The following is a 22,723-nucleotide window of genomic DNA, read 5'->3' as shown; positions in this document are numbered from 1 at the left end:
GCTTTCACTTCGGCTGCAGGTAGTTGGCCACCGCGTAGTCGGCGACCTGCTTGCCCATGCGGGCGCCCACCTCCGCCGAATTGCGGTAGTGCACGCCGCTCCAGATGCGCGCATCCGACACCTCGCGCGAGACATCGGAGAGGCGGTCCCACTTGCGCGTCACGCCCGGCAGCGTCGGGCTGCTCATGGTGAGCCCGGGCGCCTCGTCACCCAGCTGGCTTTGCAGCACGGTGAACACCGCGGCGGAGCTGATGCAGTGCGCGCACGGGTACTCGGGGTGCGCCGGGGCATCCACCAGCGGCATCCAGCCCGGATCGCGCTGGATCGCGACGTTGCCGTGCAGGTCGCCGTTGCGCACCGCCGTGATCGGCCGCCAGAAGTTGTAGGCGTACTTGGCGTCGAACACCGACACCAGCGCGTCGTTGAAGGCCATGTAGGTGAGCGCCATCAGGCGGGCGTTGGCGAGCGGGTCCAGCTGCTTCTTCGCGGCGGCCTGGCGGATGATGCCGTTGAAGGCCGGTGCGCCGGTGACGACCCAGAACTGCGCCACCTGCGTCTGCTCGGGCGCCCGGGTGCTGCCCGTGCGCGCGCCGACGGTGCGGATCTCGTTGTAGTCGCGCGCCCAGAGTTCGCTGTTGAGCGCCGGCGGCGGCGCCGGGCGGAACTGGTCGGGGTTCTTGAGCAGCCAGGGCCGCGAGGCGCCGAAGTCGTCGCTGACCGGCAGCGTGGTCATCACGTACACGCCGGGCTGCGTGACGGGCCGGTACTGGGTGGGCGCACCGACCCGGTCTTCCGCGCACCAGGCGAGCAGGGACTCGGCGACCGCCTTGCCGACACTGGCGCCGCCGTTGCGCGCGGTGCCCTCGGGGGTGCGCGCGAGCGCGGCCGCGAGCGCCTCGTCGAACCCGGCGCGCTGCTCGGGAAACAGCTTGATCAACGCGGTGTGCGCGGCGACCGATGCCGCCGCGTCGGCCGATGCGCCGGCGGGCGCGGTGCCGTCGAAACGGAAGGCGCGGTAGCGCGGCTGCACCGCGTTCATGGCGTCGAACATCGCCGTGTGGACGACGGCCATGCTGCGCACGCCCATGGGGGGCGACTGGCGCGCCGTGGTGACGGCCTTGAAGGCAACGTCGTTCCAGTCCATCACCACGTCGGCGAAGCTGTGCAGCGGGCCGGCCAGCAGGGCAGCGCCCAGCATCAGCGCACGAAGGAAGGATGCGGTCGTCATGGGTCTTCTCCTCAGGAGCGGTGAACACCCGCTGCCCGCCTGTTCACCCTGTGGCGGCGTCCGGGGGCGCCTGCTGGCGCGCTTGCTGCTGGACGGTTGCTCCCAACCGGCAACGGAGCTGGAGCCGCGACTCTAGGACTGCGCGCAGGGGGCGTCCATCGCATGTCCCTGCGAGCAGCCTGCCCTTGCCGGCTCCTAGGCGTTGATGGCGCGCTGCAGCGCCGCGCGCGCCAGCAGCCGCGTCGAATCCAGCGTCGGCAGGGGGGAATTGCCGTCGTCGAGGATCAGGGGCAATTCCGTGCAGCCCAGGATCACGGCGTCGCAGCCCTGCGTCTTCATGCTCTCGATCACGCCCTGCAGGTAGCGCACCTGCCCCGGCGTCTGGATGCCGCACACCAGCTCTTCCATGATCAGGCGGCCGATTGCGTCGCGCTCGTTTGGCTGCGGCCGCACGCAGGCCAGTCCGTGGAGGGCCAGTTGCCGCGGATACACGTCGCTCTCCACCAGCCAATGCGTGCCGGTGAGGCCGAGGCGGCGGAAGCCGCGCCGCACCGCTTCGCGCGCGACCACGTCGGCGATGTGCAGCCAGGGCAGCGGCGAGCGTTCCTGCACGAGATGCCAGGCCTGGTGGATCGTGTTGTCGGGACAGATGAGGAAATCGGCGCCGACGCGTGCCAGCTTCCCGGCGGAGTCCAGCATCAGCTCGGCGACGCCTTCCAGGTTTCCTGCATCGAGGCACTCGACGTAGCGGTGCAGCGAGGGGGTGTGCAGCGACACCTCCGGATGCCGGTGCGGGCCGAGCAGCAGCGCACCCTCCGCACACACGGTGCGGTAGCACAGGGCTGCTCCTTCGGCGGAGCAGCCCACGATGCCGATGTGGTCGAACATGCCGTGGCCGCGCGCTGGAACGCGCATGGTGCCAGAAGCAGCGACGATCAGAAATGTCTCCGCACGCTGATGCTCACGCTCATGTCGGGGCTGCCCTGAGCCAGGCTGCGGGTCATGGACAGCTGGTAGCGCCAGTCGCCGGAGCGCAGCGCGCCGAACGCCGACATCTCGCGCACGGGCGCCCAGCCTCCAGTCGGCTGGCGGTACTCCAGGGACGCGCCGGCTTCGTGGCCGCCCGCGAAACTGCGCAGGCCTCCGACCTTGGCGCGCCAGGGCTCGCGGTAGGCACCGGCGGCCGGAACGTCGCTGCCCTGGTACGCCAGGTGCCCGAACGCGCTCCAGTCGCCCAGCGGCCGGACGAACTTCAGTTGGGCCTCGTAGCCGGTGCCGCCGGTGCCGACGCCGCGTGCGAGGGCGCTGGCCTGCGTCCTGAATTTCAGGAGCAGGTTGAGCCCGGTCGCATCCGGCCCCGCCGCGCGCAGCGGCACGTTGATGTTCATCGCGCCGGCCTGCGGCCCCGCCGGCAGCGGCGCGGCTGCGGCGGTACCGCCCAGGCGCAGTCCCGGGAGGTCGGCCCTGCTGCGGCTGCGGCCCGGCACGGTCAGTGCGGACACCGGGACACGGTCGCGGTCCGGATCGCGGCCCGCTCCGGTTGCGGCCTCTTCGGCGGTGGTTCCGTCGAGCCGGCGCGACGGCGGAAGATCGACGCCGTCCGGCTCGACAGGCTGCGCCCCGGCGGAAGCGGCAGCTGCCGCGGCGAGGCCGCAGGCGAAGCAGCGACGGACCGTGGCGGTGCGCAGCATGGCGGGCTCCCGCTCTGCTTAAGCGACCTGGCCACCGGCCGGCAGCTCGTCGGTGAGCGGGTGGCCCTTGCCTTCGCCGCGCGGGCCTTCGGAGGCTTCGCGGGCAATCATCGTTGGCGCCTGGTCGCTCACGGGATGGCCCTTGCCTTCGCCACGCGGACCTTCGGAGGCTTCACGGGCGATGGTCGTGGTCGCCTCGTCGCTCACCGGGTGGCCCTTGCCTTCGCCACGCGGACCTTCGGAGGCTTCACGGGCGATGGTCGTGGTCGCCTCGTCGCTCACCGGGTGGCCCTTGCCTTCGCCACGCGGACCTTCGGAGGCTTCACGGGCGATGGTGGTTCGCGCCTGGTCGCTCACGGGGTGACCCGAGCCTTCGCCACGCGCGCCTTCGGAGCCTTCACGGGCGATGGTCGTGGGCGCTTCGTCGCTCAGGCGGCCACGGCCCTTGTGGTGGTCGTCACCCGGCTCGGCCTCGCGGGCGACGTTCGTGCGCCCCTGCTCGTCGCTCAGGCGGCGGCCCTTGTGGTGGTCGTCGCCGGGCTCCGCCTCGCGGGCCACGATCGGGTTCAGGCGGGTCTGGGCGGCGCTGCGCTCGGAGGCGGACGGCACGGGAGCCGCCATCGCGGCGGTGGCCAGGGCGACGGCAAGGTAGGAAGCGCTCAGGTGGAAGACGTTCATGATGGATCCTCTCGGGTTGGCTGAAGGAAGCGGTGGGTTGCACTCGCCCTCTTTCCTTTGCATCGCCCGTGCCAACTGTGCAAAACGCACTTTTAGCGATGGAGACCCGTCTTTTCGTGACTTACTTCACGGTTTCTCGCCGAAAACAGGCGGGAAGCGAGCCCCAACCCCCACGAACCGGAGCCCCATGGGTGATTTCACCCACCCATTTCCGTGTCGGACCGTTTCAATCGTTTCAGCGCTCGGCGCGTTGCAGGCCGTGCTTGGCCATGCGGTAGCGCAGCGTGTCGCGGCTGACCTGCAGGGCGCGCGCCGCGAGGCTCACGTTCCAGTGGTTCGCCTCCAGCGCGTCCAGCAGGTGCTGGCGCTCCATCGCGTCGAGCGAGCCGACGGCGATGCCGGCCTCGCGCGGTGCGTCGCGCGGTGCGTCGACCGGGGATGCCGGCGCGACCAGCGGAAGGCCGAGGTCTTCGGCGTGCAGCAGCGGTCCACGCTGCATCAGCACGGCGCGCTCCAGGCAGTTGCGCAGTTCGCGCACGTTGCCCGGCCAGCGGTAGGCGAGCAGGGCCGCCTCCGCGTCTTCGGCCAGCGTGAGCAGCGGGCGCGCATAGCGGGTGGCCAGCCGCTGCAGGAACTCGCGCGCCAGCAGCAGCACGTCGCCATCGCGCTCGCGCAGCGGCGGGATGCGGACCTGGAACACGCTCAGGCGGTACACGAGGTCGCTGCGGAAGCGCCCGGCCTCGGCTTCCTTCGCCAGGTCGCGGTTGGTGGCGGCGACGATGCGCACGTTCACCTTGCGGTCGTGCAGCCCGCCGATCGGCCGCACTTTCAGGTCCTCCAGCACGCGCAGCAGCTTGGCCTGCAGCGCCAGCTCGAGCTCACCGATTTCGTCGAGGAACAGGGTGCCGCCATCGGCCGCCTCGATCAGTCCGACCTTGCGGGTGCGTGCATCGGTGAAGGCGCCTTTCTCATGGCCGAACAGCTCGTCCTCCATCAGCGACGCGGGCAGCGCCGCGCAGTTCACTTCGATGAAGGGGCCGCTGCCGCGCGCGCTGGCGAGGTGGCAGGCGCGCGCCACCAGTTCCTTGCCGGTGCCGGTCTCGCCCTGCACCAGAACGGCTGGCGCCGGCGAGCCGTCGGTGGGTTCCGACTGCGCGACGGCCTGGATCAGCTCGCGCAGCTTGTGCATCTGCGGGCATTCGCCCACCAGCGCATGGATGCTGGCGTGCTGCTGGTCGCGCTCCTGGTAGTAGCGCAGCACCGTGCGTTCGGCGCGCTCCTTCAGCGCGCGCTGCACGACCTCGTCCAGCGAAGCGAGCGACAGCGGCTTGGTCAGCAGGTCCATCGAGCCCGCCTTCATCGCCTCCACCGCGAGGTTGATGCTGCCGTGTCCGGTGATCATGACGATGCGCACCTCGGCGTCGAGCCGGCGCAGTTCGCGGATCACTTCCAGGCCATTCAGGCCGGGCAGCTGGAAGTCGACGATCACCACGTCGGGTGGGCTCTGCTGCGCCATGTCCACGCCCAGGCGGCCGTCGTGCGCCACCACGGCGGAGTGGCCCTGCCGTTCGAAATAGCGCGCGATGTTCTTCGCGAGCACCAGTTCGTCCTCGATCACCAGCAGCTGCGCCATGCTTCAGCCGTCTCCTTCCGCCACCGCCGCCGCCAGTGGCAACGTGATCGTCACGCGGCTGCCCGAGCCGTCGCGCGACTGCAGCTCGATCGTGCCGCCCCATTGCGCGAGCGTGCGCCGCGCCAGCGCCAGGCCGATGCCCAGCCCACCGCTCTTGGTGCTGAAGAAGGGCCGGAACAGCGCCTTGCGCGCCTGCTCGCTGATGCCCGCGCCCGAATCGTCCACCGTCATCGCCAGCCGGCCGTGGTCGGTGCGCCAGCCGATCGCGAGCGGCCCGCCGCCGGGCATCGCCTCGATGGCATTGGCCAGCACGCTCAGCAGGATCTGGCGCAGCATCGCCGGATGCGCGCGCACCGGCGGCGGCGCCTTCGGCGGCAGGTCCCAGAGCACGCCCTGGCGGTTCATCTCCGGCTGCAATTCCTGCAGGCAGTCGCGCCACATCGGCAGCGGTTCCACCGATTCCAGGGGCAGCTGCGTGGCCTGGGACACGCGCACGAGCTCCGTGATCCAGCGGTCCGCGCGGTCGACCGACGCGATGATGTCGTCGCGGTGCTCGGCCTGCTCGGGCTGCGCCGCCCGGCCGTCCATCATCTCGGCGGCCGTGCGGATGGACGCGAGCGGATTGCGCAGGTTGTGCGCCACCGCGCCCGCGAGCTCCACCGCGCTGGACAGCGCCTGCGACTCGGCGAGTCGTGCCTGCTGTTCGCGCATCACGCGGTCGGCACTGCGCACCACGCCATTGAGCGCGAGGAACAGCACCGCCGCCGAACCGGCGCAGGCGAGCCACAGCTGCAGCACCGCCTCGCGGATGGCCTCACCGAGCTGCACCGGGACCTTGTACAGCTCGATCACGCCGATCACGCGCCCCGGCTGCTCCGCCGAAAGCACGGGAATGTAGCTCTCGACGTAGTAGTGCGTCTGCTGCGACAGGCCGGCGTGCTCCTGCTTCTCCCGGCTGGCGCCGAGCGTGCCGCTGTGCACGACGAGGTCCCCGCGCAGGGCTTCCTTCAGTTCGTCGTTGTCGGCATCGCGCCGGCCGATCAGCTTGCTGTCGGTCGACCAGACCACGCGGCCGTCGGGCCCGAAGGCGTTGGCCCGCACCGGCTCGGTCATGGAGGACAGGTGCTCCATGGAGCCGAGAAAGCGCTCCTGCAGCTGGGGATCCCCGGGGTGCTGCAGGAAGCCCGCCGAGCGGTCGGTGACCAGCAGGTTGCGGATGAACTCCATGCTGACCTCGCCCTCGCGCCGCAGCATGCGGTCGGTGAGCATCTGCGACAGCAGCCAGCCGAGGCCCAACGCAATGCATACGATCACCAGCAGGCTGGTCAGCCCGAAGCGTCGGCGCAGGCTGAAGGTCGCGGCTCCGTCCATGTGCGGCCATTGTGCAGGACGGGCCTTGCGCGCAGGGCGTGCCCGACTGCCCTGCACGGATACCGTCACGCGGGCAGGTCGGTCTCTCCGAGGACCTCGCGCTCGTAGGCATGCAGCGAGGGCAGCCCGCCCGTGTGCAGGAACAGCACGTTCTCGCCGGCCCGCAGTTCGCCCTGGCGCGCCAGCCCGATCAGGCCCGCCATGATCTTGCCGGTGTAGACCGGGTCCAGCGGAATGCCCTCGGTTCGCGCGAGCATCTGCACGGCCTCCACCATGCGGGCGTTCGGCACGGAGTACTTCGGCTGCCAGTAGCCGCCCACGCACTGCACGTCCTCGGTCTTCACCTTCAGCGCGACGCCCAGCAGGTCCAGCGTGGCCTGCGCCTCCTTCAGCACCAGCGGCGCCTGGTCGGCGGGGTCGCGGCTCACGCCGATTCCGGTGATGGGGATGCGGATGTTGTTGCCCAGGAACCCCGCGACCATGCCGCCGTGCGTGCCGGAGCTGCCGGAGCCCAGCACCACGCGGTCGATCGCAATGCCCTGCTCGAACAGCTGCTGCTGCAGTTCCTGCGCGCAGGCGACGTAGCCCAGCCCGCCGATGGCGTTGGAGCCGCCGCCGGGAATGATGTAGGCCTTGCGGCCGGCGCGCGCCACGTCCTCGGCCATCTTCTGCATCTCCGCGGCCATGTTGCTGCCGCCGGGAACGACCGTGATCGCTTCCACGCCCATCAGCCGGAACATGAAGTTGTTGCCGCTCGCATGGAGGTCGTAGCTGTGGGGCACGCGTTCCTCGATGACGAAGCGGCACTTCAGTCCTTCCTTCACCGCGGCGGCCAGCGTGATGCGGCAGTGGTTGGACTGCGGCGCCCCGCAGGTCACCAGCGTATCGGCGCCCTGCGCCAGCGCGTCGGCGACCAGGAACTCCAGCTTGCGCGTCTTGTTGCCGCCGGGGAACAGTCCCAGCATGTCGTCGCGCTTGATCCAGATGCGCGGGCCCTTGCCGCCGGGGCAGCTCGCGGCCAGCGCCTGGGTGAAGTTGGGCAGGAATTCGAGCGGCGTCGCGAAGTTGGTGTAGCGGCGACGGGGAAAGCGGGAAAGGTCCATGGCGTGTCTCTCGTTTCGAATGATCGTAAGCGAATGAAAGGCCGCGAGGCGGCATCGCGTGAATAAGGCACGCAAGGCTAACCCAAGGGCAGCGCGGATGCCGCCGCCCATGGCGGACCGCGCCGTGCTCGCGCACACTCGCGCGTTCGCGGCCTGGAGATGGCCGCTTTTCTTTTTTGGGGACGCAATGATTTCTGGAATGGGATTCGCACGCCGGCTCGGCGCCATCGCGGCAGCGGTGGTTCTGGTTTCTTGTGGCGGCGGTGGCGGCGACACGTCCTCGACCGACCTGCAGTCGGCGCGCATCGCCGATGCCGACGCCGCGGCGGCCGCCGCGGCGGCGGGCACGCGCTACATCGTGAAGTTCAAGGACGGCGTGGCCGCCCCGGGAGCGCGCGGGCGCGAGATCGCGGCCGCCCACGGCGCCCAGGTGCACTACGTGTTCGAGCGGGCGATCAAGGGCTTCGCGGCCACGGTGCCGCCGACGGCCGTCGACGCCTTCCTGCGGGCGATGGAGCGCGACCCCGACGTCGAGATCGTCGAGCCCGATGGGGTGATGACCGGCACGCAGGTGGTCCAGGCCGGCGCCACCTGGGGCCTGGACCGCAGCGACCAGCGCCAGCTGCCCCTGAGCGGAACCTACAGCTACGGCGACTCCGGCGCGGGCGTGCAGGCGTTCATCCTCGACTCGGGCATCCGCGGCACGCATGTGGAGTTCCAGGGCCGCATGCTGCCCGGCTACACCGCCATCAACGACGGCTACGGCACCAACGACTGCCATGGCCACGGCACGCACGTCGCCGGCACGGTCGGCGGCCAGACCTGGGGCATGGCCAAGGGCGTGAGCCTGGTGCCGGTGCGCGTGCTCGGCTGCGACGGCAGTGGCAGCGTGAGCGGCATCATCGCCGGCATCGACTGGATGATCGCCAACGCCAGGCTGCCCGCCGTGGGCAACATGTCGCTGGGCGGCAGCGCTTATTCGACGCTGGACGCCGCGGTCGCCAAGGCCGTCAGCGCGGGCATCACGATGGCCGTCGCGGCCGGCAACAGCAATGCCGACGCCTGCACGGCGTCGCCCGCGCGCGAGCCGTCGGCATTGACGGTCGGCGCCACCGCCAGCAGTGACGGGCGCGCGAGCTATTCCAACTGGGGCACCTGCCTGGACGTCTTCGCGCCGGGCGACTCGATCACGTCGGCCAGCAACGGCTCCGACACCGGCAGCGCGGTCATGAGCGGCACTTCGATGGCATCGCCCCACGTGACCGGACTGGCCGCGGTGTTCCTGCAATCCAACCCGGGCGCCACGCCGGCCGCCGTGGCCTCCGCGATCAAGTCCGCGGCGACCACGGGCCTCGTTGCCAATGCCGGAACCGGTTCACCCAATGCGCTGATCTACACGGGGCTGTCGGCGGTGGTGGCGCCGCCGCCGGCGCCGGTCCCGAGCGCCGCGGTCTCGGTCGCTTCGCTCTCGGGCAGCGCCTCGCGCCACGGTCGCAACTGGCGCGCCAACGTCAGCGTCGCGGTGAAGGACAGCGCGGGCGCCCCGGTGGCGGGCGCGGTGGTGACGGGCGACTTCAGCGTCGGCGGCACCGGGCTCGGCTGCACGACCAGCACGGCTGGCTCCTGCAGCGTCGCCAGCGGCGCGATCAGCGGCACCACGGCGCAGACGCAGTTCAGCGTGCGGGGGATCGGCGGGACCGGCTACACCTACGACGCCGGCGCCAACGCCGTTTCGTCCGTGGTGATCGCCAGGCCCTGACGTTTGCGGGCCGGCGCTCCGGCCGCGCAGGTCAGGAGCGCTTCAATTCCGCGATCAGCGGCAGGATGACCTGCTGCAGGGCTTCCGGCGTGATCGGGCCGATCTGCTTGTGCCGGATGCGGCCGTTCTTGTCGATGATGAAGGTCTCCGGCACGCCGTACACGCCGTAGTCGATGCCCACGCGGCCTTCCAGGTCCAGCGCCGACAGCGTGTAGGGGTTGCCCTGCTGCGCGAGGAACTTGACCGCGTCCTCGGGCTGGTCCTTGTAGTCCAGGCCGATCAGCGGGACGAGATTGGAGCGCGAGATCTCCACCAGCAGCGGGTGCTCGACCCGGCAGGCGGTGCACCACGAGGCCCACACGTTGAGCATCCAGACCTGGCCCTTCATGTCGGCCGGCGAGAAGGTCTTGTCCGGCGCACTCACCTGCTTGAGCGTGAACTGCGGCGCGGGCCGGTCGATCATGGTGGAGGGCAGCTTGCGCGGATCGCGCGTGAGGCCCACGCCCAGGAACACGGCGATCACCAGGAAGATTGCGAGCGGGATCAGCAGCTTGATTTTCATTTGAGGCTGCTCTGGCTCTGGTGCTTCTTGGCCTTGTCGATCGCCTGCTGCGCCTCGGCGGGCATGTAGTTCTCGTCGTGCTTGGCCAGCACCTCGGAGGCCTTGAACTGACCGCCCGATTCCAGCCGGCCCTGCACCACCGCGCCCTTGCCTTCCTTGAACAGGTCGGGCAGCAGGCCGGTGTAGGAGACGTTGATGTCCTTCACGGTGTCGGTGATCACGAAGTGCGCGGTGAGGTTCTCGCGCCTGAGCGAGCCCTGCTTGACCAGGCCGCCGATGCGGAAGGCGCGGCCTTCCGGCGCCTTGCCGTCCAGCACCTCGGTGGGCGTGACGTACAGCGCGATGTTGCTGTTCAGCGCGTTGAGCACCAGCGCCGAGGCGGTGCCCAGGGCCAGGAGGGCGCCGGCGATGATCGCGCCGCGCTTCTGCCAGTTCTTCATGCCAGTTCCCTATCCATGCGTTCCGCCCGCGCGCGCCGCCGCAGGCTGCGGACGATCGCGTCGGTCCGGCGTTTCAACAGCAGCTGTTCAACCACCAGCGCCGCGGCGCTGACGCCGAAGCTGCCCCACACGTACAGGCCGTAGCCCCCCATGTGGAGGAAGTCGGACAGCGAGTTCCATTGCATCACGCGGCCTCCGGCAATTGCAACACCCAGTCGGTATGGGCCTCGCGCTCGAGGATGACGGCGCGCAGGCGGATGAGCGCCGCGGCGATCGAATACATCCAGAAGCACAGCGCCATCAGCAACATACCCCAAAGCATGGTCTGTGCCATTGACGGGGCCTTGGTGAGCGACACGGAGGAGCCCTGGTGCAGGGTGTTCCACCACTTCACCGAGAAATAGATGATGGGCACGTTGACCACGCCCACCAGCGCCAGCACGGCAGCGGCGCGGTCGGCCCGGCGCGGCTCGTCGATCGCCGCATGCAGCGCCATGAACCCCAGGTACAGGAACAGCAGGATCAGCTCGGAGGTCAGGCGCGCGTCCCAGACCCACCAGGCGCCCCACATCGGCTTGCCCCACAGCGCGCCCGTCCACAACGACAGGAAGGCCATCAGCGCGCCCGTGGGCGCCAGCGCCAGCGCCACCATGGACGACAGGCGGGTGTTGAACGCCATGCCGACCGCCGCCCAGACCGCCATCACCACGTAGATGAACATGGACATCCACGAGGTCGGCACGTGCAGGAAGATGATGCGGTAGCCCTCGCCCTGCTGCGCGTCCGTCGGCGCGACGAAGAAGCCCAGCCACAGGCCGGCCAGCCCGAACAGGGCGGCCAGCATCCAGAACCAGGGAATCAGTTTCCCGGCCACGGGATAGAAGTTCACCGGGCTGGAAAAACGGAACCAGTTGATCAATCGATGACTCATTCCAGCGAAATCCTCAGGGCTGCCGTGGTTGCCCACGGCGCGAAAAACAAGCTAACCGCAAGAAGCGCGCCCAGCAGCGACAGGTGGCCGCCGGCCCCCTGCCCCGACAGGTGCGCCTGCACCGCGCCCGCGCCGAAGATCAGCGTCGGGATGTAGAGCGGCAGCACCAGCAGGCTCAACAACGCGCCGCCACCCCGCACACCGAGTGTGAGCGCAGCGCCGATCGCGCCCAGCAGGGAAAGCACCGGGGTGCCGACCAGCAGGCCGGCGGTCAGCACGACCAGCGCGTCGGCGTCCAGGTCGAACTGCAGTCCCAGCACCGGCGCCAGCAGCACCACCGGCAGCCCGGACACCAGCCAGTGGGCGGCGATCTTGCCGGCCACCAGCAGCGGCAGCGGCGCGCTGGACAGCACCATCTGCTCCAGCGTGCCGTCGGCATGGTCGGCGGCGAACATGCGCTGCAGCCCCAGCATGGTCGCCAGCAGCGCGCCGACCCACAGCACGCCGGGGCCGATCTTGCGCAGCAGCGCTGGCTCCGGGCCGATGCCCAGCGGGAACAGGCTGCTCACGATCACGAAGAAGAACAGAGCGGTCAGCACCTCCGCCTTGCGGCGCATCGCCAGCAGCAGGTCCCGGCGGACAATCCCGAGGAAGGCCTTCACAGGTCCACGACCTGTCCGGGCGGCAGCGGGATCGCCTGGTGGCTGGTGAGCACGGCCATGCCGCCGGTCTTCACGTGGTCGGCGATCAGGCCGGAGATGAAGTCGACCGCCTTCACGTCCAGCGCAGTGAAGGGCTCGTCCAGGATCCACAGCGGCGCCGGGCGCGTCACCGTGCGCGCGAGCAGCACGCGCCGCTTCTGTCCCGCCGACAGGAAGCGCACGGGCAGGTCCTCGCGGCCGCCCAGGCCGAAGCGCGCCAGCGCATCCATCGCCTGGTCTTCACCGAGGTCCACGCCATCCATCTCGGCGGCGAAGCGCACGTTCTCCAGGGCCGTGAGGTCCTCCTTGACGGCCGCGCGGTGCCCCAGGTACATCAGGGCGCGGCGGAAATCCTCGCCGCCGACGCGTTCGCCGTTCCAGCGGACCTCGCCGGCATCGGGCTGCGCCAGCCCGGCCAGCAGGCGCAGCAGGCTGGTCTTGCCGGCGCCGTTGGCGCCGCGCACATGGGCCCAGCTGCCCGGGCCGATGGAGAAATCGACTCCCGAGAAGAGGGGGCGCGTGCCTCGCACGCAGGCCAGGTCGTGAACGCTGAGCATGGCCAAGCGTAACGCAAGGTACATGCCGCACCTCGTCCAGAGCGCGGGGAGTTCGCGGCGGCAGTGCGGCTTCCCAAACGCAGGAAAAAACCGGGCGCCGCATTCCTTCCCGCGAGAGCGGCGCGCGTTCCCCTGAAAGTCCCCTGCAAGCCGCCCGCAAGCCCCCCGTAAGGGCCCCGCCCGGGAGGGAGCACGTGGCCCCGGAAGCTTGACCGCGATCAAGTTTCGGGCCGCGCCGGGGGGACGGCTCTTCCGGCCGGCTCTTCCGGCATGTGGCTTGCAACTTGGCTGCGGTTTCCCTCAACCCTCCTGGAGAGTTTCAGTGATGAAGAGTATTGCAACGGGGCTCCTGGCCCTGGCGACGATGGGCCTGGCGACGACGGCGATGGCCGCGGACGGCAAGGCCGTGTACGAGCAGACGTGCGCGATGTGCCATGCCGCCGGCGTGGCCAACGCCCCGAAGCTGGGTGACAAGGCAGCCTGGGCGCCCCGCGTGGCGACCGGCAAGGCCGCCCTGGTGGCTTCCGTGACCAACGGCAAGAACGCCATGCCGGCCAAGGGTGGCAACGCTGCCCTGAGCGGCGACGACATCAGCGCCGCCGTCGACTACATCCTGTCGCAAGCCAAGTAAGACGTTCCCGGGGATGCTGCAACGGCATCCCCCAGCCCTCCGGAAAGCGGCCCTCGGGCCGCTTTTTCGTTCTTCGTCCGCTCGCCGGATTGCTGCATGTGGCGAGGTGGGTTCGGGGCGGCATAGGCTGCGCGTGGGCGGGTTGCTGCTTTCGGGGCGGCAAAGCTGCGCGTGGGCGGGCTGCGACGCGATGGCTACGGCGTTCGGTGCGCCGCTGCGCGGTGCTACCGAATTCCCTGCGCTGGGCGACCCCGCGACCCGGTTCCGCCGTGCCTGGTCCGCAGCCGTCGTGGGTCGCGGAGTCACCCACCGCAGGCGCCTGTGCCTTATTCGCGCCGCAGCCCGCCCACGCACAGCTTTGCATCAGAGCACTGGTGCACGACTGCTGGCACACTCCCGCGCTTCACAACGTCGCGCACGGCCGGGTCACGGGGCGAATAAAGCACAGGCGCCCGCGGTGGATGGTCTTGCGGCCCACACAGGCACCAATGAACCGCCCCGTCCAGCGCGGGGCATTCGGTAGCGACTGCGCAGCAGGCGCGCCGAACGCCGTAGCCATCGCCCTGTGACCCGGCCGTGCGCGACGTTGCACCCCGAACGCCGTAGCCATCGCCCCGCGACCCGGCCGTGCGCGGCGTCCCCGCAAGGAGGCAGAGCGCACGCGCCCCTGGCGACGGCGGTTGCGCGTCGCGGTGCTCAACGCGTCGCGGCCTGCGTGGAAGCGACTCCTTGCACCGGATGGAAGGCCTTGGAGATGTACGCGGCCAGCGCGTCGATGTCGGCAGCACTCATGACCGACTTCCATGCGGGCATGGAGGTGTTGGGCAGACCTTCGCTGATCGAGCGAACCAGGCGCTGCTTCGTCATGTCCTTCATCTGCTGTGGATCCGTCAGGTCGCGCGGATGCGGCTCCAGGAAGCTGCCGATCCAGCCCTTGGAGCTGCCGTCGCCCGCATGGCAGAAGGCGCAGTTCTTCTGGAACAGCTTCTCGCCCTGCAGCTCCTGCGCGCTGGCTTTCACCAGCAACGGCGGCGTGTCGTGCACCACGTAGTTGGCGGCGACCTGCGCCTCGGGCCGGGTGGGCGGCCGCACCGGCACGCTGCCGTCGCGCTCGGCGAAGGTGTGCGTGGACTGGCGCTGCGGATGCCCGACGCCCTGCGGCTCGGAGCGCGGAACGTCCTGGTGGCAGCTGCTGCAGTAGGCGTCGCGCGGGAAGCTCACGGGCCGCGACTCCCACACCTTGCCCGGATCGTTCACCTTGCCGTGGTCGTGGCAGGTGATGCAGGCGCTGCGGAACAGCCGCATGCCCTGCTGCTGGTCCGGCGTGAGCTTGTCCCAGGGCGTGTCGATCGCGAGCTCGCCGCGCGCGAACGGGAAGGCCGCCGCGTGGCGCTCATGGTCCGGCCAGCCGTTTTCCGTGGTGTGGTAACGCGTGTTCTCGGCGCGCTTGACCATGAATTCCTGGCGCACGAACTGCGAGACGGCCTCCATCTCGGCGTCGGTGAGGATGCCCGTGAAGCCCTTCATCGCCGTGCCCGGCGTGCCGTTGCGCACCGCCGCCAGCACGCGCGCGTGCGGCATGTCTTCCGGCTTCGTGGCGTGGAAGTCCCGCGGCTTCGGCGCAAGGTAGGTCGACGCGAGCGTCTTGGCATCGCCCGAGTAGCCGTGGCAGAAGTAGCACCGGAAGTTGTAGACCGCGCGCCCCAGCTCCATCGTCGCTTCGCTGGGCGGCGCGAAGGGCGCCGCGGCGGCGCGTGGGGCAGATGCCCCGGGCGGCGCGCCGGCGATGCCTCCGGTGCGGTCGCCGCATGCCACCAGGCCGGCCAGCAGGACGCCCAGCAGCGCGAAGAGCGCTCCGGCGCCCGTGCCGCCACCCTGCCTCTTACTTCTTGGCCACATTGCCTTTCTCCGGCTGGATGAAAGCGCGGAACACGTACTCGGACACGTCGGCGATTTCCTGGGGGTTGAGCACCTTGTCCCACGCGGGCATCTCCGAGCCGCGGCGGCCCTCCGCGGTGGCGGCGAACAGGACCGGCCGGCTCAGGATGGCCCGCGATTCGGCGCTGGTGAAGATGCGGGGCTTCGGGTTGATGAAGTAGGCGCGCGGGCCCTGGCCGTCGCCCTTGACGCCGTGGCAGGTCGCGCAGTTGGCGTCGTAGAACTTCCGGCCGGCAACGACGTCGCCCTTGAGGCCGTTCGGCAGCGGCAGCGCCATGCTGGCCTTGACGGCGGCGGGCGACGGCGCGGGCGCGGCCGCTGCCACCTTCCCGGCCTTTTCCTTCGCGGCGTTCTCCGCCTTTTCCGCAGCCTTGGCTTCCGCGGCGGGAATGCCGCGGGCGTGCGTGCCGGAAATGCCGGGCGTGCCTTCCACCCGCATGAAGGCCGTGCGGATGTAGTCGACCACCGCTTCCATCTCTTCCTTGTTCAGGCGGTTGCCGTAGCCGTTCATGGCGGTGCCGGGCCGGCCGGCGGCCACGGCCGCGATCATGCGGTCGCGCGAGAGTTCGGCCTTGGCCTGCGGCGAGGAGAAGTCGCGCGGCGCCGGGCGCAGGTTGGCGCTGGCCCACATGGACCCGGTGCCGCGGTCGCCGTGGCAGACCGAGCAGACCCGCGCATAGATCTGGCGGCCCTTGCTGCCGTCCGTGGCGACACTGGCGGCCATGTAGGTGTTGCGCACGTAGTCGACCACCTTGGCGATCTGGTCGTCGCTCAGTTGCGACTGCCAGCCCACCATCGCCGTGCCGGGCACGCCGGTCTTGACCGCGGCGATCATGCGCTCGCGCGTGAGCTCCTGCGCCGACTGCGGCGTGGTGAAGTCGCGCGGCGGCGGCTTCATGCTGCCTTGCGCGCGGCTCTGGCCGTCGCCCTGGTCGCCGTGGCACACCGAACAGTAATTGTGGTACAGGGCCGCCGGGGTCTGCTGCGGCGCGTCATTGCTGCGATTGCCGGCCACGGCCGGGCTCGCCATCCAGGCGGCCGCCAGGAAGCCGAGGGCTGCCAGCCAGATGCGGGCGGAACGCGGCGAACTTGAGCTTGTGAACATGTCCACTCCAAACAGATGGGACATCCCGTGCAACTTCGATGCCACCCCGCGCCGGCGTGGCACGGCGCTTGCGTTTTGGGGCCATTCACGCCGGTGACCCACGCCGGTCTTCCCCCTGGAGGCCCCCCGAAATGAACCCCCGATTCTCGAAAGCGAGCCGCCTCTGCGCGGTTCTGGGAATGTGCGGCCTGCTGCTGCTCGCCGGCTGCGCGGAGGCGCCCAAGGCGTCGTCCGGAAAGGCCTTCGAGCCGCCCGCGTACCCACCACCGCCGGAAGCCGCCCGCATCCTCTGGGAGCGCACGATCTATGGTAGCGCCGATGTCACGGCGGACGACAAGGACAGCGCGTTGCGGCGCATGGTGACCGGCGAGGTGCGCACCGGCCAGGGCATGGACAAGCCCTACGGCGTGGCCGCTCGCAACGGCAAGATCTACGTGGGCGACACGGTGGCCCGCAACATCGCGGTGTTCGACCTGAACGCCAAGAAGTTCTCGCGGATCGGAATCGACGATCCGGGCGCCCTGCGCATGCCCTTCGGCCTGGACCTGGACGCGGCCGGCAACCTGTACGTGGTGGACGGCACGCTCAAGCGCATCCACGTCTACGACGCCAGCGGCAAGTTCCTCCGGATGATGGGACAGGACCTCAAGTGGAGCCGCCCGGTGGGCCTGGCGATCGACAACGATCGCAAGCGCCTGTACGTGGTGGACGCGGGCGGCGTCGACAAGCCGGACCACAAGGTGCAGGCGCTCGACATGGAGACCGGCAAGCTGCTGTTCGAAATTGGCAAGCGCGGGGACGGCCCCGGCGAATTCAACCTGCCGCGCGACGCGGCGGTGGGCAAGGACGGCCTGCTGTATGTGGTCGACGGCGGCAACTTCCGCGTGCAGGTCTTCGACAAGGACGGGAAGTACCTGAAGACCTTCGGCGCCATCGGCCGGCAGAGCGGCCAGTTCTCGCGGCCCAAGGAAATCGCGGTGGACGCCAAGGGCAACCTCTACGTGGTGGACACCGCCTTCGGCAACTTCCAGATCTTCGACCCCGAAGGCCGGCTGCTGCTGGACGTGGGAGCGCGCGGCTCGAGCGATGGGCCAGCCAAGTTCATGCTTCCCTCGGGCATCGCGGTGGACAGCGATGGCCGCATCTACATGGTGGACCAGTTCTTCCGCAAGGTCGAAGTGTTCCGTCCCGCGGAGCTCGCCGCCACCGCCCGCTACGGCGACCAGCCGGCCGCGAGCACCGCTGCGGCATCCGCCTCCGCCACGCCCGCAGCTCCCGCCGCCCAGCGCGCAGCGTCGACGCCGGCGGCCGCGCGCTGAACTCCGTGGGGTGCCGGATTCCGGGAATCGGCCTGCAGCGATTCCCGGAATCCGGAAGCAGCACCCCCGGGGATTTGACGGAGATCAAAGTCGTGGGGTGTTTCAGGGTGAAAACGAACGTTTCCGGGCTGGCACGGGAGATGCGAAGCCTCAGCGATGGTTGCGGGAGGGTTCCGCGGCTCGTCACAAACCTCAAGGAGATGGATATGGGCTGGAAGAGATGGGTCGCGAGAGCGACGACAAGCAGGGGCCTCGGGACCCTGGCGATGGCACTCGCCTTCGCCGTGGCCGGGGTGGCAACGAGCCTTCCTGCGCAAGCGCAGATCAAGGACACCAAGCACAACCTGGGCACGACCGGCACGGGCGTGAACAAGTTCAGCGGCACCGCTGAAATCTGCGTGTTCTGCCACACGCCTCACGGTGCGGACACCAGTGCCGCCGTTCCTCTCTGGAACCGTGTGCTGCCGGCGCCGGCGTCCTTCACGACCTACGACAGCCTCGGCACGTCGTCGCTGGACGGCAAGGTCGCGCCGGTGGGCTCCGTGTCCATCGCGTGCCTGTCCTGCCATGACGGCGTGACCTCCATGAGCACGGTCATCAATGCGCCGGGCTCGGGTGGCTACAACCCCGCGGGCGCGGCCATGGCCGGCACCTGGAGCGGCGCCAACCAGACCGGTGGCACCCTGGGCGTGACGGGTCAGATCACCAACATCGGCCAGGACCTGAAGAACGACCACCCGGTCGGCATCCAGTACGGCGGCGGCGGCCTGAGCGTCTCTGCCAAGACCGGCACGCTGAAGGACGCCGATTTCAAGATGCCGTCCAACTCGGACATCAACGGCACCACGGTGTGGTGGGTGGATACCGAAGCGGCACCGAACAGTTCGCGCCAGAAGACCGACATGCTGCTGTACACCCGTGCGGCGACTGCGGGCTACACCGGCCAGACCGAAGCCGAACCCTTCGTCGAGTGCGCCAGCTGCCATGACCCGCACACCAATGCCAACCCGACGTTCCTGCGCGTCAGCAACGCCGGCAGCGCGGTCTGCCTCGCCTGCCACGTGAAGTAAGCAAGCAAATGTGCCGGGCCCAGCGCCCGGCACGTGTCTTGCAGACAGGTAGTCAATCGGGCCCCGAGGGGCCCTTTTTTCCAACTACGGAGACCTGCGATGACCAACGATCGAATCCGCCGCGACCCCAGCGTTCCGCGCCTGCGCGCGATCGCCGTCGCTGCCGGGCTGGCGTTCGCCGCCCTGCATGCGGCTGCCGCTCCCGCCGCCGCCAACGCCCAGGCCGCCCCGGCCCCGGGTCACGCCGCCGCAGCGCCGGCCGCGCCCTTCGCCAAGGTCGGCGACACCGTCATCAGCCACCAGGAATACGACGTCGCTTTCGCGCAGGCCGCGCGCGGCAAGTTCTATCACGGCAAGCCGCCCGAAGCGGAAGTCGCCAAGCTGCAGCGCGAGGTCGGCCAGCAGCTGGTGGACGAAATCCTGCTGACGCGCGAAGCCAAGCGCCGCAAGATCCAGCCGGACGCGGCGGCGGTGCAGAAGACCATCGCCAGCTACGACGAGCGCTACAAGGACAGCGCGCAGTGGAAGACGAACCGCGCACAGACCCTGCCCGCGCTCAAGGCCAAGCTGGAACGCGACAGCGTGCAGGAGCAGCTGGTCAAGCAGGTGAAGACCGCGGCCGAGCCCACGCCCGCGCAGCTGGAGCAGTACTACCAGTCGCACAAGGACAAGTTCACCTCGCCCGAGCAGGTCCACCTGCAGATGATCCTGCTGAAGGTCGACCCCTCTTCGCCGCAGCCCAAGTGGGACGGCGCGATGGAGGAAGGCAAGGCCATCGCCGCCCGCCTGAAGAAGGGCGCCGACTTCGCCGACCTGGCGAAGCTGCACTCCGGCGATCCGTCCGCCGACAAGGGCGGCGACATGGGCTACGTGCACGCGGGCATGCTGCCCGAGCCGGCGCAGAAGGCGGTGGACAAGCTCAAGCCGGGCGAGTCCAGCGAGCCCCTTGCGCTGATGGAAGGCATCGGCATCTTCAAGCTGCAGGCCCGCAAGCCCCCCGTGCTGAATTCGCTCGACAGCGTGCGCGACCGCTGCAAGGACCTGTACCTGCGCGACAAGGGCGAGGAACAGTGGACCGCGCTGCTCGCCAAGCTGCGCAAGGACACGCCGGTCAAGTTCGATGAATCGCGCTTCCTCCCGCTCGCCAAGGCCGGCGAATCCACGCCGGTCCGCTGACCGCCCCCCGGCAGTAGGTGGTGAATGCAGTCTCCGCGGCGGACATGGCTCACACTGATCGCCTGTGCCGCCGCCGCAACGGCCGCCGGCGCGCAGCAAGGCCCTGCGCCCGCTGACGCCACCCAGGGCGGCGTCCCCGCGGCCGACAGCACCGAGTCTCGCGAATGGCTGATCCCGCCGATCGGCTGGAACGGGTCGCTGGCCTACGACGTGCGCGCCACCCGCGCGCACGGCGAAGGCAGCGCGCTGTCGCAGCTGATCACCGGCAACATCGGCGCCCGCACCTTCATCTACCAGCCCTGGTTCGCGCGCGTCAGCGGCAGCCTGGGGCTGACCGGCAGCTGGACCCAGGACCATCCCGATCGCTCGGCGCCGGACGGGCCGCTGCAGATCGACGCCTCGCTGCACGAGCAGATCCGCACGCGCGAGCAGTTCGCCACCGGCTATGGCCGCATCGACGTGTTCCCGCAGAGCCGCTTCCCGTTCGAGGCGCACGTGGAGCGCAACGACAGCCGCATCGACAGCGGGCTGGCCTCGACCTTCAACTTCCAGACGCAGAACATCGGCTTCTCCCAGCGCTACCGCCCCGTGGGCGGCGCATGGGACCTGAACGCGGGCTACGACCGGCGCGAGCAGAACGGGCTCGGCTTCAAGGCAACACAGGACCTGGTGACGGCGGACTTCAACACGCACTGGAAGTACAACGAGCTGAACCTGAACGGCTCGAAGAGCCACGCGCGCTCCACCGGCATCCAGGACGAGAGCCGCTACAGCACGCTCATCGCGCGCCACAACTTCGTACCGTCCACGGCGATGTCGCTGGACACCACCGCCAACTACACGCGCACCCAGGAAAACACCGCCAGCGTGGGCAACGACCTGCAGGTGCTGCAGTGGTCCAGCGTCGGCCTCTGGCGGCGCGAGAATTCGCCGCTGCAGCTCACCGGCACTGCGCGCGCGCTGCAACTGCGGGAGGACCTCAGCAACACGACGCTGGACACCTGGGGCGCCACCCTCGGGGCCAACTATGACTACAGCCCCAACCTGCGCCTGACCGCCAACGGCGGCTTCAACGCCACGCGCAGCGGGAGCAGCGACGTCAACGGCCTGGCGGGCAGCCTCGGCGCCAACTACCAGGGCGATTCGGTCAGCGTCGGCGGCGCCCGCTACGAGTGGTTCACCGGCGGAACCGTCGGGGCGACCAGCACCCAGGGCAGTGGCGTGGAAAGCGAGCAGCAGACCGCACTCAACCTTCAGCTGGGGCACACGCTCACGCGCGTTTGGTCGACCGGCCAGCTGTCGACGCTCACCATGAACGCCGGGCAGACGCTGTCCTATACCCAGATCCGCAGCAACCTGTCGCACGCCGCCGCGCTCGGCCTGACCGATCTCACGGCCCTGCTCAACACCCTCTCCGGAACGTGGAATTCCGGCGGCAGCGACCGCAACGCCTACGCGCGGGTCACCTACAGCGACTCGATCGCCCTGCAGGGACCGGACAACCGCTTCCAGCTCTTCAATTTCCAGCTTTCCGGAAACTTCGAGCTGGACAACCAGCGTTCCTTCACGGGCGACGTGACCTACCAGCGCACCTGGCAGGAGAACGCCACCCGGCTCGATGGGGTCACCAGCGTTCCGCTTTCGCGGCAGGGCGCCTCGGCCGCCAGCGGCGAGGTGGTCTACCGTCACCAGCGCCTGTTCGGGGTGCCCCGGCTGCGCTTCGAGTCGCGCCTGAGGCTGGCCCAGGATGTGCTGAAACAGCCAGGAACCCTGCTGACGCTTCCCGATCGTGAGACAAAGCTGTGGGAAAACCGCCTGGACTGGAGCGTCGGACGCATCGACGCCCAGGCGATCCTGCGCCTGTCCTCCGTGGACGGGCGGCGCCGCGAGGCCCTCATGTTCCGCATCCAGCGCAGCTTTGGCGAGTGATGCGGCAAAAGAACGATGAAGAGAGGATGAGATGTCGACATTGAGCATGGGATCGTTCGCGTCGGCCCGGCGACTGGCCGCCCTGCTGCTGATGCTGGCTGGCGGCGTGCTCGCTGGCCTGCTGGCGACCGAGGCGCGCGCCGAGTACGGCGACGTGGTCATCAACAACTATTCCGACGCCGCGGCCATGCGCCCGGTGGTGTTTCCCCACTGGTTCCACCGCATCCGCTACCGCTGCAAGGTGTGCCACGCCGACCTGGGCTTCAAGTTCAAGGCGGGCGGCAACGAGATCAACATGGTCAAGGTGATCGACGGCCAGTTCTGCGGCGCCTGCCACAACGGCGAAGTCGCCTGGAGCATCGAGAACTGCAACATGTGCCACTCGGCCAAGCCGGGCACGCCGACGCAGGTGCACGAGAGCACGACCAACTCGCTGGTCGCGCCGGCCGCGCCCGCGGCGCCAGGCGCCGCCCCGGCGGCTGCCCCTGCGGCCGCACCGGCAGGAGGGAAGAAGTGATGCATCCCCGCCTCGCACTCGCCGCGTTCGCCGCCGCGGCCTTCACCTGGATCGCCGGCCCCGCAGTGGCCGCGGACGACCTCGCCGCCGGCAAGACCACCTACGAGGGCGGCTGCGTCGCCTGCCACGGCACCGGCGTGCTCGGCGCGCCCAAGGTCGGCGACGCCGCCGCCTGGAAGCCGCGCGCGGCCGGCGGCATCGCCGCGCTGCTGGCCAGCGCCAAGGCCGGCAAGGGCGGGATGCCGCCCAAGGGCGCCATGCCCACGCTCACCGACCAGCAGCTGCAGAACGCGATCGCCTACATGCTGTCGCAGTCCAGCGGCGGCGCCGCCACGGCCGCGGCGAAGCCCGCGCCGGCACCCGCGGCGGCGCCCGCGCCTGCAC

The 22,723-nt window shown here is 69.8% G+C and carries 23 protein-coding genes; 8 read left to right on the top strand and 15 right to left on the bottom strand.

Annotation, left to right across the window (positions count from 1 at the left end; genetic code table 11):
• Positions 1 to 4 precede the first annotated feature (4 nt).
• The 7 genes from AC1DSA_RS11605 to cuyA all read right to left on the bottom strand — a co-directional run bounded on the left by AC1DSA_RS11605 (position 5) and on the right by cuyA (position 7,704).
• Positions 5 to 1,228, bottom strand: a complete 1,224-nt coding sequence (locus AC1DSA_RS11605; protein ID WP_477889206.1) for a vanadium-dependent haloperoxidase — start codon at positions 1,226 to 1,228, stop codon at positions 5 to 7.
• A gap of 195 nt (positions 1,229 to 1,423) precedes the next feature.
• On the bottom strand, positions 1,424 to 2,116 hold the full coding sequence (locus AC1DSA_RS11600; protein ID WP_477889573.1) for an aspartate/glutamate racemase family protein: 693 nt from the start codon (positions 2,114 to 2,116) through the stop codon (positions 1,424 to 1,426).
• Between the two features lie 47 nt (positions 2,117 to 2,163).
• Positions 2,164 to 2,919 (bottom strand): hypothetical protein, encoded by a 756-nt coding sequence (locus AC1DSA_RS11595; protein ID WP_477889204.1) that lies wholly within the window; start codon positions 2,917 to 2,919, stop codon positions 2,164 to 2,166.
• 18 nt (positions 2,920 to 2,937) lie between these two features.
• Complete coding sequence (locus tag AC1DSA_RS11590; protein ID WP_477889202.1) at positions 2,938 to 3,597, bottom strand: hypothetical protein; 660 nt, start codon at positions 3,595 to 3,597, stop codon at positions 2,938 to 2,940.
• A 235-nt stretch (positions 3,598 to 3,832) separates the two neighbouring features.
• Positions 3,833 to 5,230 (bottom strand): sigma-54-dependent transcriptional regulator, encoded by a 1,398-nt coding sequence (locus tag AC1DSA_RS11585; protein WP_477889200.1) that lies wholly within the window; start codon positions 5,228 to 5,230, stop codon positions 3,833 to 3,835.
• Between the two features lie 3 nt (positions 5,231 to 5,233).
• Positions 5,234 to 6,601 (bottom strand): sensor histidine kinase, encoded by a 1,368-nt coding sequence (locus AC1DSA_RS11580; RefSeq protein ID WP_477889198.1) that lies wholly within the window; start codon positions 6,599 to 6,601, stop codon positions 5,234 to 5,236.
• Positions 6,602 to 6,666: 65 nt separating this feature from the next.
• Positions 6,667 to 7,704, bottom strand: coding sequence for a D-cysteate sulfo-lyase (cuyA, locus tag AC1DSA_RS11575; protein ID WP_477889196.1), 1,038 nt, complete (start codon positions 7,702 to 7,704; stop codon positions 6,667 to 6,669).
• 199 nt (positions 7,705 to 7,903) lie between these two features.
• On the opposite strand from cuyA, the gene AC1DSA_RS11570 reads away from it, so the two are divergent.
• Positions 7,904 to 9,463 (top strand): S8 family peptidase, encoded by a 1,560-nt coding sequence (locus AC1DSA_RS11570; protein WP_477889194.1) that lies wholly within the window; start codon positions 7,904 to 7,906, stop codon positions 9,461 to 9,463.
• A gap of 31 nt (positions 9,464 to 9,494) precedes the next feature.
• Here the strand turns inward: AC1DSA_RS11570 and AC1DSA_RS11565 are convergent, their stop codons facing one another.
• The 6 genes from AC1DSA_RS11565 to ccmA are packed head-to-tail and all read right to left on the bottom strand — an operon-like array spanning position 9,495 to position 12,654.
• Positions 9,495 to 10,025 carry a DsbE family thiol:disulfide interchange protein gene (locus tag AC1DSA_RS11565; RefSeq protein WP_477889192.1) on the bottom strand — a complete coding sequence of 177 codons (531 nt, stop codon included), beginning with the start codon at positions 10,023 to 10,025 and terminating at the stop codon, positions 9,495 to 9,497.
• Complete coding sequence (ccmE, locus tag AC1DSA_RS11560) at positions 10,022 to 10,465, bottom strand: cytochrome c maturation protein CcmE (RefSeq protein ID WP_477889190.1); 444 nt, start codon at positions 10,463 to 10,465, stop codon at positions 10,022 to 10,024. The genes AC1DSA_RS11565 and ccmE overlap by 4 nt, the downstream gene beginning before the upstream one ends.
• Positions 10,462 to 10,650: a heme exporter protein CcmD gene (gene ccmD / locus AC1DSA_RS11555; protein WP_477889188.1), complete on the bottom strand. Its 189-nt coding sequence runs from the start codon at positions 10,648 to 10,650 to the stop codon at positions 10,462 to 10,464. Before ccmD ends, ccmE begins: the two co-directional genes overlap by 4 nt.
• On the bottom strand, positions 10,650 to 11,396 hold the full coding sequence (ccmC, locus tag AC1DSA_RS11550; RefSeq protein ID WP_477889186.1) for a heme ABC transporter permease CcmC: 747 nt from the start codon (positions 11,394 to 11,396) through the stop codon (positions 10,650 to 10,652). Before ccmC ends, ccmD begins: the two co-directional genes overlap by 1 nt.
• Positions 11,393 to 12,013 (bottom strand): heme exporter protein CcmB, encoded by a 621-nt coding sequence (ccmB, locus tag AC1DSA_RS11545; protein ID WP_477889571.1) that lies wholly within the window; start codon positions 12,011 to 12,013, stop codon positions 11,393 to 11,395. The genes ccmC and ccmB overlap by 4 nt, the downstream gene beginning before the upstream one ends.
• A gap of 41 nt (positions 12,014 to 12,054) precedes the next feature.
• The gene (gene ccmA / locus AC1DSA_RS11540) at positions 12,055 to 12,654 is read right to left on the bottom strand and encodes a cytochrome c biogenesis heme-transporting ATPase CcmA (RefSeq protein ID WP_477889184.1); all 600 of its coding nucleotides are present in this window, start codon (positions 12,652 to 12,654) and stop codon (positions 12,055 to 12,057) included.
• Positions 12,655 to 12,979: 325 nt separating this feature from the next.
• Here ccmA and AC1DSA_RS11535 point away from each other — a divergent pair, with 325 nt between their 5' ends.
• Positions 12,980 to 13,285, top strand: coding sequence for a c-type cytochrome (locus AC1DSA_RS11535; protein WP_477889182.1), 306 nt, complete (start codon positions 12,980 to 12,982; stop codon positions 13,283 to 13,285).
• 696 nt (positions 13,286 to 13,981) lie between these two features.
• Here AC1DSA_RS11535 and AC1DSA_RS11530 read toward each other — a convergent pair.
• Both AC1DSA_RS11530 and AC1DSA_RS11525 read right to left on the bottom strand, forming a co-directional pair.
• Positions 13,982 to 15,184 carry a c-type cytochrome gene (locus AC1DSA_RS11530; RefSeq protein WP_477889180.1) on the bottom strand — a complete coding sequence of 401 codons (1,203 nt, stop codon included), beginning with the start codon at positions 15,182 to 15,184 and terminating at the stop codon, positions 13,982 to 13,984.
• Complete coding sequence (locus tag AC1DSA_RS11525) at positions 15,168 to 16,328, bottom strand: c-type cytochrome (RefSeq protein WP_477889179.1); 1,161 nt, start codon at positions 16,326 to 16,328, stop codon at positions 15,168 to 15,170. The genes AC1DSA_RS11530 and AC1DSA_RS11525 overlap by 17 nt, the downstream gene beginning before the upstream one ends.
• A gap of 131 nt (positions 16,329 to 16,459) precedes the next feature.
• On the opposite strand from AC1DSA_RS11525, the gene AC1DSA_RS11520 reads away from it, so the two are divergent.
• The 6 genes from AC1DSA_RS11520 to AC1DSA_RS11495 all read left to right on the top strand — a co-directional run.
• Positions 16,460 to 17,647: a 6-bladed beta-propeller gene (locus AC1DSA_RS11520; protein ID WP_477889177.1), complete on the top strand. Its 1,188-nt coding sequence runs from the start codon at positions 16,460 to 16,462 to the stop codon at positions 17,645 to 17,647.
• 266 nt (positions 17,648 to 17,913) lie between these two features.
• Entirely contained in the window at positions 17,914 to 18,717 is an 804-nt protein-coding gene (locus AC1DSA_RS11515) for a cytochrome c3 family protein (protein ID WP_477889175.1), read from the top strand.
• A 99-nt stretch (positions 18,718 to 18,816) separates the two neighbouring features.
• Positions 18,817 to 19,893, top strand: a complete 1,077-nt coding sequence (locus tag AC1DSA_RS11510) for a peptidylprolyl isomerase (RefSeq protein WP_477889174.1) — start codon at positions 18,817 to 18,819, stop codon at positions 19,891 to 19,893.
• Positions 19,894 to 19,917: 24 nt separating this feature from the next.
• Positions 19,918 to 21,822, top strand: coding sequence for a hypothetical protein (locus AC1DSA_RS11505; protein ID WP_477889172.1), 1,905 nt, complete (start codon positions 19,918 to 19,920; stop codon positions 21,820 to 21,822).
• A gap of 31 nt (positions 21,823 to 21,853) precedes the next feature.
• A complete protein-coding gene (locus tag AC1DSA_RS11500; RefSeq protein WP_477889170.1) occupies positions 21,854 to 22,339 on the top strand; it encodes a c(7)-type cytochrome triheme domain-containing protein in 486 nt (161 codons plus the stop codon).
• Positions 22,339 to 22,723 (top strand): c-type cytochrome (locus AC1DSA_RS11495; protein ID WP_477889168.1); only part of this gene is annotated, 385 nt, incomplete at its 3' end. The genes AC1DSA_RS11500 and AC1DSA_RS11495, both read left to right, overlap by 1 nt.

Source organism: Ramlibacter sp. P4_H7 (genome assembly GCF_056400765.1).
Note: the sequence above shows the minus strand (reverse complement) of the source record. Positions and strands in the feature narration are given on the sequence as shown.